General features: G+C 73.6%; 8 protein-coding genes and 2 pseudogenes. 8 read left to right on the top strand and 2 right to left on the bottom strand.

Annotation, left to right across the window (positions count from 1 at the left end; all coding sequences use genetic code 11):
• The first annotated feature begins 101 nt into the window (after positions 1–101).
• The 3 genes from GTW43_RS16420 to GTW43_RS16410 are packed head-to-tail and all read left to right on the top strand — an operon-like array spanning position 102 to position 2,428.
• Entirely contained in the window at positions 102–455 is a 354-nt protein-coding gene (locus GTW43_RS16420) for a histidine triad nucleotide-binding protein (RefSeq protein WP_161302777.1), read from the top strand.
• 6 nt (positions 456–461) lie between these two features.
• The gene (locus tag GTW43_RS16415; protein ID WP_161302776.1) at positions 462–1,370 is read left to right on the top strand and encodes a ribonuclease Z; all 909 of its coding nucleotides are present in this window, start codon (positions 462–464) and stop codon (positions 1,368–1,370) included.
• Between the two features lie 41 nt (positions 1,371–1,411).
• On the top strand, positions 1,412–2,428 hold the full coding sequence (locus GTW43_RS16410) for an adenosine deaminase (protein WP_161302775.1): 1,017 nt from the start codon (positions 1,412–1,414) through the stop codon (positions 2,426–2,428).
• Between the two features lie 88 nt (positions 2,429–2,516).
• On the opposite strand, the pseudogene GTW43_RS16405 reads toward GTW43_RS16410, so the two are convergent.
• Positions 2,517–3,749, bottom strand: a pseudogene (locus GTW43_RS16405) (MFS transporter); the annotation flags it as partial.
• A gap of 246 nt (positions 3,750–3,995) precedes the next feature.
• Positions 3,996–4,754, bottom strand: a complete 759-nt coding sequence (locus GTW43_RS16400; RefSeq protein ID WP_343246031.1) for an IclR family transcriptional regulator — start codon at positions 4,752–4,754, stop codon at positions 3,996–3,998.
• 164 nt (positions 4,755–4,918) lie between these two features.
• Here GTW43_RS16400 and GTW43_RS16395 point away from each other — a divergent pair, with 164 nt between their 5' ends.
• The 5 genes and pseudogenes from GTW43_RS16395 to GTW43_RS16375 all read left to right on the top strand — a co-directional run.
• Positions 4,919–5,947, top strand: coding sequence for a 5-dehydro-4-deoxyglucarate dehydratase (locus GTW43_RS16395; RefSeq protein WP_161302773.1), 1,029 nt, complete (start codon positions 4,919–4,921; stop codon positions 5,945–5,947).
• Positions 5,944–7,242: a glucarate dehydratase family protein gene (locus tag GTW43_RS16390; RefSeq protein WP_161302772.1), complete on the top strand. Its 1,299-nt coding sequence runs from the start codon at positions 5,944–5,946 to the stop codon at positions 7,240–7,242. Before GTW43_RS16395 ends, GTW43_RS16390 begins: the two co-directional genes overlap by 4 nt.
• Before the next feature lie 38 nt (positions 7,243–7,280).
• On the top strand, positions 7,281–8,714 hold the full coding sequence (locus GTW43_RS16385; RefSeq protein WP_161302771.1) for an MFS transporter: 1,434 nt from the start codon (positions 7,281–7,283) through the stop codon (positions 8,712–8,714).
• Positions 8,715–8,793: 79 nt separating this feature from the next.
• The gene (locus GTW43_RS16380) at positions 8,794–9,894 is read left to right on the top strand and encodes a PfkB family carbohydrate kinase (RefSeq protein WP_343246030.1); all 1,101 of its coding nucleotides are present in this window, start codon (positions 8,794–8,796) and stop codon (positions 9,892–9,894) included.
• A gap of 150 nt (positions 9,895–10,044) precedes the next feature.
• Positions 10,045–10,322: pseudogene (locus GTW43_RS16375) on the top strand (PhoH family protein); the annotation flags it as partial.

The raw sequence follows: 10,322 nt of genomic DNA, 5'->3' as shown, positions 1-10,322 counted from the left end.
GCGCGACCAGCCCCCACCGGCGTGCACCCGGCCGTGCTCGGTGAGTGGGCAGATACGATGCCGCGAAGACCCGACCCGCACCCACCCGAAGGGGGCCGAAGTTGACCGGGGAACCGCAGGCCGACTGCCTGTTCTGCAAGATCGTGGCCGGCGACGTACCCGCCACGATCGTCCGCGAGACGCCGACCACCGTCGCGTTCCGCGACATCAACCCCCAGGCCCCGACCCACATCCTGGTCATCCCGCGCGTCCACCACCCGGACGCCGCCTCCCTGGCCGCCGCCGAACCGCAGATCGCCGCGGACGTGCTGCGCGAGGCCGGTGAGGTCGCCCGGGAGGAGAAGCTGGAGAGCCACCGCCTGGTGTTCAACACGGGCAGCGGCGCCGGCCAGACCGTCTTCCACGCCCACGCGCACGTCCTCGGCGGCCGCGGCCTCCAGTGGCCCCCCGGATAACGCCCGGTGTCCGTCCGTGAGTTCGTGGTGCTCGGCACCGCGAGTCAGGTACCGACCCGGCACCGCAACCACAACGGCTACCTGCTGCGCTGGGACGGCGAGGGCATCCTCTTCGACCCCGGCGAGGGCACGCAGCGCCAGATGCTGCGGGCCGGTGTCGCCGCGCACGACCTCAACCGGATCTGCGTCACGCACTTCCACGGCGACCACTCCCTCGGCCTCGCGGGCGTGATCCAGCGCATCAACCTGGACCGGGTGCCGCACCCGGTGACCGCCCACTACCCGGCGTCCGGGCAGCGGTTCTTCGACCGCCTGCGGTACGCGACCGCGTACCGGGAGACCGTGCGGATCGCCGAGGAACCGGTGAGCGGGGAGGGCGCCGTCCTCGCCGAGACGCCCGCCTACCGGCTCGAGGCCCGGCTCCTGTCGCATCCCGTCGAGTCGTACGGGTACCGGATCGTCGAGCCGGACGCGCGCCGCATGCTGCCCGCGGCGCTGGCCGCGCACGGGATCGCCGGTCCGGACGTGGGCCGGCTCCAGAAGGAGGGCGTGCTGCGGGGCGTCACGCTCCCCGAGGTCAGCGAGGTGCGGGCAGGACAGCGCGTCGCGTTCGTCATGGACACCCGCATGTGCGAGGGCGTCACCGCGCTCGCCGAGGGCTGCGACCTGCTCGTCATCGAGTCGACGTTCCTCGACGAGGACGTGCGGCTCGCCACCGACCACGGGCATCTGACGGCGGGCCAGGCCGCGCGGGTCGCGGCGCGGGCCGGGGTGCGCCATCTCGTGCTCACCCACTTCAGCCAGCGCTACGCCGACCCCGCGGAGTTCGAGCGGCAGGCGCGGGCCGCCGGGTACGAGGGCGAGCTGACCGTCGCCCGCGACCTCGACCGGGTGCCGGTGCCGCGGCGCCGCTGAGCCGTCCGGCCGGCGGGCCCGGCCCTGCGTACGATGGCCGGATGTCCCTCGCACCACTCGCCCGCATCCCCAAGGCCGAACTCCACCTGCACATCGAAGGCACCCTCGAACCCGAGCTGGCCTTCGCACTCGCCGCGCGCAACGGCATCACGCTGCCGTACGCCGACACCGAGGCGCTGCGCAAGGCCTATCTCTTCACCGACCTCCAGTCCTTCCTGGACCTCTACTACGAGCTGATGGCCGTCCTGCTCACCGAGGACGACTTCGAGGCGCTGGCCGACGCCTATCTGGCGCGCGCCGCCGAGCAGGGCGTGCGGCACGCCGAGATCTTCTTCGACCCGCAGGCCCACACGGCGCGCGGCGTCGCACTGGGCACGGTGGTGGAGGGGCTGTCGCGGGCGCTCGCCCGCAGCGAGGAGCGGCACGGCGTCTCCACCAAGCTCATCCTGTGCTTCCTGCGCGACCTGCCGGCCGAGTCGGCGATGGAGACCCTGGAGGCCGCGAAGCCCTACCTGGACCGGATCGTCGGGGTGGGCCTGGACTCGGCGGAGGTCGGCAATCCGGCCTCGAAGTTCCGCGAGGTGTACGCGGCGGCGGACGCGCTGGGCCTGCGCAAGGTCGCGCACGCGGGCGAGGAGGGCGACCCCTCGTACGTGTGGGAGGCGCTGGACGTGCTCGGCGTGGAGCGCGTCGACCACGGACTGCGCTCGATGGAGGACCCCGAGCTCGTCGCCCGGCTGGTCCGCGACCGTGTCCCGCTCACCCTGTGCCCGCTGTCGAACGTGCGGCTGCGCACGATCGAGGTCCTGGAGGACCACCCGCTCCCGGCGATGATGGACGCGGGCCTGCTGTGCACGGTGAACTCCGACGACCCGGCCTACTTCGGCGGGTACGCGGGCGACACCTTCCACGCCGTGCACGAGGCGCTGGCGCTGGACCCCGAGCGGATGCGGGAGCTCGCCCGCAACTCGTTCGAGGCGGCGTTCCTCGACGGCAGCGAGGAGGACGAGGCACGGCGTGCCCGCTACCTCGCCGACGTCGAGGCGTGGGAGTTCTGACCCGAGGTAAGGACGGAGCCGTACGGGCCTGCGGGCCCGCCGCGGTGAAGTCGCCCTGGACCGGGTCGTACCCGGCCTCCGCGACGGCGGCGGGCACCGCGATCTCCACCACCGGCTGCTCGGGCAGACCGGACGGCGGGACGAACGCGCCGACCGGGGCGCCGCTGCGCCGCCGGGCCGCGCCCGCGAACAGCGGGCGGCCGCCGGTGTGCAGGGCCACCGCGGTGAGCGGCAGCGCCAGCAGGACCAGGACGCCCGCGAGCGTCGCACCCATCGCCGGGAAGCCGGCCGTCTGCGACAGGTAGCTGCCCGCGAGCGGCCCGCACGCGGTGCCCAGCGAGGAGGCGGAGCCGACCAGGACGGCCCAGCGGCCGCGCGGGTCGAGCGAGGCGGCGAGGCCGAGCAGGTAGGAGAGCACGACCGGGTACAGGGTGTTCCAGGCGATCTCGCCGGCCGCGAAGCTGCCGAGGTCGTCGGCGCGGGCGCTGACCGCGATGCAGCCGGCGATCAGGGCGGTGCCGAGCCCGATGGGCAGGGCCCGGCCGAGCCGCACGCCGAGCGTGCCGGCGCCGATCACCCCGAGCAGCCCGGTGCCGAGCGCCACCGCGAAGACGCTGCCGACGACGACCTCGCTGAGGCCCGCCTGCTGGGTGCCGATGCGGCTGCTGACGCCCCACAGCGAGTTCTGCGCCATGGACCAGCACACGACGACCGCGGCGAGCAGCATCCCTGGCCGGGCGTACGGCAGGGGTGAACTCGGCGCCGGGGCCGCGCTGTTGTCCGGTCCTGCCGGATCGGACAGCCGGCCCGTCGCGGGCCACACGGCCAGCGCGGTGAGCGCGAGCGCGGCGAACGGCACGCCGTGCCCGCTGCTGATGCGGGGGATCGTCAGGTACAGGGCGCCGGCGAGCGCCGAGACGCTCAGCAGCCCCAGGGTGGAGGCCCGGTGCGGGTCCTTCTGGGCGGCGATGCCGGTGGCGGCGACGGCGGTCGCCGTGCCGGATCCGAAGCCGCCGATCATCGCACCCGCGACGACCAGCGGGACGATCCCGGTCACGGCCGCGGTGCCGTAGCCGAGGGCGGCGAGGAGGAGGCCCGCGCGGGCGGCGCGGCAGGCGCCGATCCGCTCGACGCGGGCGGCGAGGGTGAAGCCTGCGGCGGCCGAGCTGAGCAGCAGCGAGCTGCCGACGAGACCGGCCTGGGTGGGGGAGAGCCGCAGGCTGTCGCCGACACGGCCGACGACGGTGGGCAGGAGATAGGCGGCGAGGTATCCGGCCGTGAAGAGGGCGACGAGGGCGGGCCGGGACGGGCGCGAGGACACGGGCGTTCCTGAAGACGGGCCCCTCGCCTTGGACGCTGTTTTGGGCAAGGGGGTGGTAAGGCAGGGGGAGGTGTGGAGCGCGACGTCTTTGCGAACGGGACCGAACCGGGGACGTCGGTGCGGCCAATTTGTATCAAGCGGAAAGGGCCCCGCAGAAGGCGGGGCCCTGTGACCTGAGACACATATGGTTTGGGGGTGAAGTGAGCGGGTAATCGAGCGCTTTCTTCCGGCCGAACGGGCGGTCTCTCAGCGCCAGTCGGGGGCCTTGGACGTGCCCCGCAGGGCCGTCGACTCGATCGCCGTACGGACCTCGCGCATGACCGTCAGGATGCGCTCCTCGTGCTCCGGGGTCAGCCGCGCGACCGGCACCGAGCAGCTGATCGCGTCGTGCGCGGGTGCGGCGTAGCGCAGCGCGAAACCGAAGCCGACGATGCCCTCGACGCCCTCCTCGCGGTCGACGGAGTGCCCGCGCTCCCGGGTCGCCGCGAGATCGGCGGCGAGCGCCTCGCGGGTGGTGAGGGTGTTCGCCGTCGCGGCGGGGTACGGGCCGGCCGGCAGCGCGGCGTCCGGGCGCTCGGCGAGCAGCGCCTTGCCGAGCGCGCCGACGTGCGCGGGCAGCCGGCGGCCCACCCGGCTGATCGTGCGCAGGTACTCGTGCGACTCCCGGGTGGCGAGGTAGGCCACGCTGAACCCGTCGAGCCGCCCCAGGTGGACCGTCTCGCCGAGCGTCTGGGACGCCTCGTCGAGATGGGGGCGCACGGCGCGCACGTGCGGGTCGGTGTCCAGGTAGCTCGTGCCGGTCAGCAGGGCGTGGATGCCGATGCCGTAGAGCGAGCCGGTGACGTCGGTGCGCACCCAGCCGCGCGCGATGAGGGTCTGGAGCAGCGCGTACATGGAACTGCGGGGCACCGCCAGCTCGTCCGCGAGCTCCTGGAGGCGAGCCGGGCGGTCGCCGCGGGCCGCGAGCACCTCGAGCAGGTCGACGGTGCGCGCCGCGGACTTCACCTCGCGCACGCCGCCCCGCTCCCCGTCCTGCTTCTTCTCCTGGTCCCGCACCTGGTCCCGCACGTCTTCCCGCTCCGGCATGGGCCGATCGTAAGCCGGTCCGCCGCGATCCGGCCGGGCGCACCCATTGACGGGCCACGTTCGCGTACCTAATCTCCATCTACATGTGTGGACAGCATCTACGTACGGAGACGGCCGGGGCGAGCGCGGACCCCGGGACGCCGGAGACGGTCGCGGCACGGCTGCGCGACGGCATGGCGCACGGCGTCCTCTCCTTCCCCCTGACCAGCTTCCGCGCCGACGGCACCCTCGACCTCGACGGCTACCGCGCCTACGTCGCCGCCCAGGTCGCCACCGCACCCGGCGCCCTCTTCCCGGCCTGCGGCACCGGCGAGTTCTTCTCCCTCGACGAGGACGAGTACCGCCGCGTCGTCACCGCCGCCGTCGAGGAGACCGCCGGCCGCGTACCCGTCGTCGCCGGCACCGGATACGGCTGGGCACAGGCCGCCCGCTTCGCCCGCATCGCCGAGGAGGCCGGCGCCGACGCCCTGCTCGTCCTGCCGCACTACCTCGTCAGCGGCCCGCAGAGCGGACTCCTCGCCCAGATCGAACAGCTCGCCGCCCGCACCCGGCTGCCGCTCGTCGTCTACCAGCGCGACCAGGTCGTGTTCACCGCCGACACCCTGCGCCGCATCGCCGCCCTGCCGAACGTCATCGGCTTCAAGGACGGCCACAGCGACCTCGACCGGCTCCAGCGCCTCACCCTCGCCGCCCCCGACGGCTTCCTCTTCTTCAACGGCGCCGCCACCGCCGAGGTCCAGGCCCGCGCCTACGCCGCCGTCGGCGTGCCCGCCTACTCCTCCGCCGTCCACGCCTTCGCCCCCGAGATCGCCGCCGCGTTCCTCGACGCCCTGCACGCCGGACCGGCCGGCACCGACCGCGTCGACGCCCTGCTGCGCACCTTCTACGTGCCCTTCGTCGAACTCCGCGACCGCGTGCCCGGCTACGGCGTCTCGCTCGTCAAGGCCGCCGCCCGGCTCCGCGGCCGGCCCGTCGGCCCCGTCCGCGCCCCGCTCGCCGACCCGACCCCCGAACACCTCGCCACCCTGGAACGCCTGCTCGCCGCCGGCCTCGACCTCGCGACCGCCCCCGCCCGCACCCCCGCCGCCACACCCCTGGGAGCCACCCGATGACCGACCTCACCATCACCGACGTCCGCCTCACGCCGATCCTCGTCGCCGACCCGCCGCTCCTCAACACCCAGGGCCTCCACCAGCCCTACACCCCCCGGCTCATCATCGAGGTCGTCACCGCCGACGGCGTCACCGGCATCGGCGAGACCTACGGCGACGCCAAGTACCTCGAACTCGCCCGCCCGTTCGCCGAGAAGCTCACCGGACGCCAGGTCAGCGACCTCAACGGCCTGTTCACCGTCGCCGACCAGGTCGCCGTCGACGACGCCCGCGTCAGCGACCAGGTCGACGTCGGCGGACTCCGCGGCGTCCAGACCGCCGACAAACTCCGCCTGTCCGTCGTCTCCGGCTTCGAGGTCGCCTGCCTCGACGCCCTCGGCAAGGCCCAGGGCCTGCCCGTGCACACCCTGCTCGGCGGCAAGCTGCGCGACTCCGTCGAGTACAGCGCCTACCTGTTCTACAAGCACGCCGACCACCCCGACGGCGCCGTCGGCGGCGAGAAGGACGACTGGGGCGCCGCCCTCGACCCCGCCGGCGTCGTCGCCCAGGCCCGCCTCTTCCACGAGCGGCACGGCTTCGAGTCCTTCAAGCTCAAGGGCGGCTGCCTGCCGCCCGACGAGGAGATCGCCGCCGTCCGCGCCCTCGCCGAGGCCTTCCCCGGCAAGCCGCTGCGCCTCGACCCCAACGGCGCCTGGTCCGTCGAGACCTCGCTCAAGGTCGCCGCCGAACTCAAGGACGTCCTCGAGTACCTCGAGGACCCCGCGCTCGGCACCCCCGCCATGGCCGAGGTCGCCGCCCGCGCCGGAGTCCCGCTCGCCACCAACATGTGCGTGACGACCTTCGCCGAGATCGACGCCGCCTTCCGCGCCCGCGCCGTCCAGGTCGTCCTCTCCGACCACCACTACTGGGGCGGCCTGCGCAACACCCAGCAACTCGCCGCCATCTGCCGCACGTTCGGCGTCGGCATCTCCATGCACTCCAACACCCACCTCGGCATCAGCCTCGCCGCCATGACGCACGTCGCGTCCACCGTGCCGAACCTGCACCACGCCTGCGACTCCCACTACCCGTGGCAGTCCGAGGACGTCCTCACCGAGCGCATCACCTTCGAGGGCGGCCGCGTCACCGTCTCCGACGCCCCCGGACTCGGCGTCGCACTCGACCCCGACAAGCTCGCCCACCTGCACGCACGCTGGCTCGACCCCGCCTACGCCCACCTGCGCGACCGGGACGACGCCGCCGCCATGCAGGTCCTCGACCCGGACTGGGTCACCCCCGCCGTCCCCCGCTGGTAACCCCCGACCCCGCCCTGCATCCACGACCGGAGCCGCTCGTGTCCGCAGCAGTCCCCGCTCCCACGGAGCACAGCCCCGCCGTCCAGTCCGCCGTCCACAAGATCTTCCGCCGCGTCGTCCCGCTCTTCTTCGTCATGTTCGTCGCCAACTACATGGACCGGGTCAACCTGGGCTTCGCCCAGGACCAGCTCCGCGCCGACGTCGGACTCTCCGCCGCCGCCTTCGGACTCGGCGCCGGCATCTTCTTCATCGCGTACGCCCTCTTCGAAGTCCCCAGCAACATGCTCATGGAGCGCTTCGGCGCCAAGATCTGGCTCACCCGGATCATGATCACCTGGGGTCTCGTCGCCACCGCGATGGCCTTCGTGAACAGCCCCGGCATGTTCTACGCCCTGCGCTTCCTGCTCGGCGTCGCCGAGGCCGGCTTCTTCCCCGCCGTCATCTACTACTTCTCCCGCTGGCTGCCCGACTCCCACCGCGGCCGCGCCACCTCCGTGTTCCTCATGGGCTCCGGCACCGCGACCGTCATCGTCGGACCGATCTCCGGCGCCCTCCTCGAGATGCACGGCATCTGGGGCCACTCCGGATGGCAGTGGATGTTCTTCGTCGAAGGCGTCGTCTCCGTCGTCCTCGGCTTCGTCGTCTACCGCTTCCTCGACTCCAGCGTCGAGGCCGCCGACTGGCTCAGCCGCGACGAGAAGGACGGACTCGTCGCCGTCATCGACGCCGAACAACGGGCCCGGTCCCGCACGGACGGCGAGGACACCGCCGGCCGCGCCACCGTCTCCCGGTGGCGGCTGCTCGCCGACCCGCAGATGCTCCTCTTCCTGTGGATCTACTTCGCCATCAACGTCGCCCTGTACGCCGTCACCTTCTGGCTGCCCTCGATCGTCGACGACATCGGCGGCGTCAGCGACTTCCAGGTCGGCCTCCTGACCGCCGTGCCCTGGCTGTTCGCCATCGGCGCCGTCTACGTCGCCGGCCGGCTCTCCGACCGCATCGGCAGACGACGGCCCGTCCTCGTCGGCCTGCTCCTCATCGGCGGCACCGGCACCCTGCTCGCCGTCCTCGTCTCGCCCTGGGTCGGACTCGGCGCCCTGTGCCTGGCCGCCGTCGGCTTCAAGCCCGCCTCGCCGATCTTCTGGACCATCCCGCAGAGCTACCTCGACGCCCGGGCCGCGGCCCCGGGCATCGCCCTCATCAACTCCGTCGGAAACCTCGGCGGGTTCGTCGCACCCACCGCCTTCGGCCTCATCGAGGACGCCACCGGATCCACCGAGGCGGGACTGGTCGGCCTCACCGTCGTCGGATTCCTCGCCGCGCTCAGCGTCCTGCTCGTACGCGGCGGCGGCCGCAACGACACCCCCCGCGGCGCCCGCAGGCCCGCCACCGCACGGGACACCGCGCACGGCACGGGCCGGGACACCGGGCGCACCGCCCCCGGGGCCGCCGGCCGGATCGCGACATCATGACGGGCTGATGTCGGGCCCCGGTGGTACGGGTCGGCTTCGTGCACACTGTGCGGACCCGTACCACTGCAGGGAGCGTGATGTGACCCCCGTCGAACCGGCCCACACAGACCCCCTCGCGGGCCTGCGCGGACCCGATGACCCGGACTGCGACGTCTACCTCACCGGGACCGTCTTCCTCGACATCGTCTTCACCGGACTCGACAGCGCCCCCGTGCGCGGCACCGAGTCCTGGGCCCGCGGCATGGGCTCGAGCCCCGGCGGCGTCGCCAACATGGCCACCGCACTCGCCCGGCTCGGCCTGCGCACGTCGCTGGCCGCCGCGTTCGGCGACGACCACTACGGCGAGTACTGCTGGGACACCCTCGAGCGCGGCGAGGGCATCGACCTCGGCCACTCGCGCACCGTGCCCGGCTGGCACTCGCCCGTCACCGTCTCCATGGCGTACGAGGGCGAACGCACCATGGTGAGCCACGGCCACGAGCCCCCGCCCGAGGAGCCCGCACCGCGCTGCCCGCCGCGCACCCGGGCCGCCGTCGCCTCCCTGGAACCGGGCGTCCCCGCACCCTGGGTCGCGGAGGCCGCCCGCGCCGGCACCCGGATCTTCGCCGACGTCGGATGGGACGACACGGGACGCTGGGACCTGGCCGCCCTCGGCGACCTGGCGCAGTGCGAGGCGTTCCTGCCCAACGCGGAGGAGGCCATGCGCTACACCGGCACCTCCTGCCCCCGGGCCGCCGCGCACGCCCTGACCGAGCACGTCCCGCTGGCCGTCGTCACCCTCGGCGCCGAGGGCGCGTACGCGGTCGACGGGCGCACCGGGGAGACCGCGTCCGTGCCCGCGATCGAGGTGGCCGCGCTCGACCCCACCGGCGCGGGCGACGTGTTCGTCGCCGGATTCGTCACCAGCACCCTGGCCGGCTGGCCGCTCGCCGACCGGCTCGCGTTCGCCGGACTGACGGCGGCCCTGTCCGTCCAGGAGTTCGGCGGCTCGCTGTCGGCGCCCGGCTGGTCCGAGATCGGCGCGTGGTGGCGGCAGATCCAGGCCTACGAGGAGCGCGGCGCCCAGGACCCCGCGGCGCTGGAGCGGTACGCGTTCCTCGAGCCGCTGGTGCCCGGGGGCGCCCGGCCCTGGCCGCTGCGGCGTGCGGTGCCGACGATCGGCTTCGGCCGCTCGCTGTGAGCCGGCGGCCCGCGGGGCCCGGGCGCGGGCGCGGGCGCGGGCCTGCGGAAAAGGGCTCGGTCGCTGTCACAGGGGCGACGTAGGCTGGGACACGCCAGACACGTCACACCACGGCTGCCACAAGGAGACTGCGGCCCCAGGGGCCCGCCCATGACGCAGACACCCACCCGCGCACAGTTCACCGTCCCCGCGAAGCACCCCATGGTCGAGGTGCTGGGCTCGGGTGACGTGCTGCTGCGAGCCATCGAGAAGGCCTTCCCGGAGGCCGACATTCATGTCCGGGGGAACGAGATCAGTGCGACGGGTGAGCCGGCCGACGTGGCGCTCATCCAGCGGCTGTTCGACGAGATGATGCTGGTGCTGAGGACGGGGGCCGGGATGACCGAGGACGCGGTGGAGCGTTCGATCGCGATGCTGAAGGGCGAGGA

This window comes from Streptomyces sp. SID5785, assembly GCF_009870065.1.
Classification (GTDB): domain Bacteria; phylum Actinomycetota; class Actinomycetes; order Streptomycetales; family Streptomycetaceae; genus Streptomyces.
This window is presented reverse-complemented; position numbering and strand designations above follow the sequence as displayed.

Bases quoted from the DNA above. Each gene is read 5' to 3' on its own strand.
- GTW43_RS16410 (WP_161302775.1), top strand. From the start codon at position 1,412: ATGTCCCTCGCACCACTCGCCCGCATCCCCAAGGCCGAACTCCACCTG.
- GTW43_RS16395 (WP_161302773.1), top strand. From the start codon at position 4,919: ATGTGTGGACAGCATCTACGTACGGAGACGGCCGGGGCGAGCGCGGAC.
- GTW43_RS16390 (WP_161302772.1), top strand. From the start codon at position 5,944: ATGACCGACCTCACCATCACCGACGTCCGCCTCACGCCGATCCTCGTC.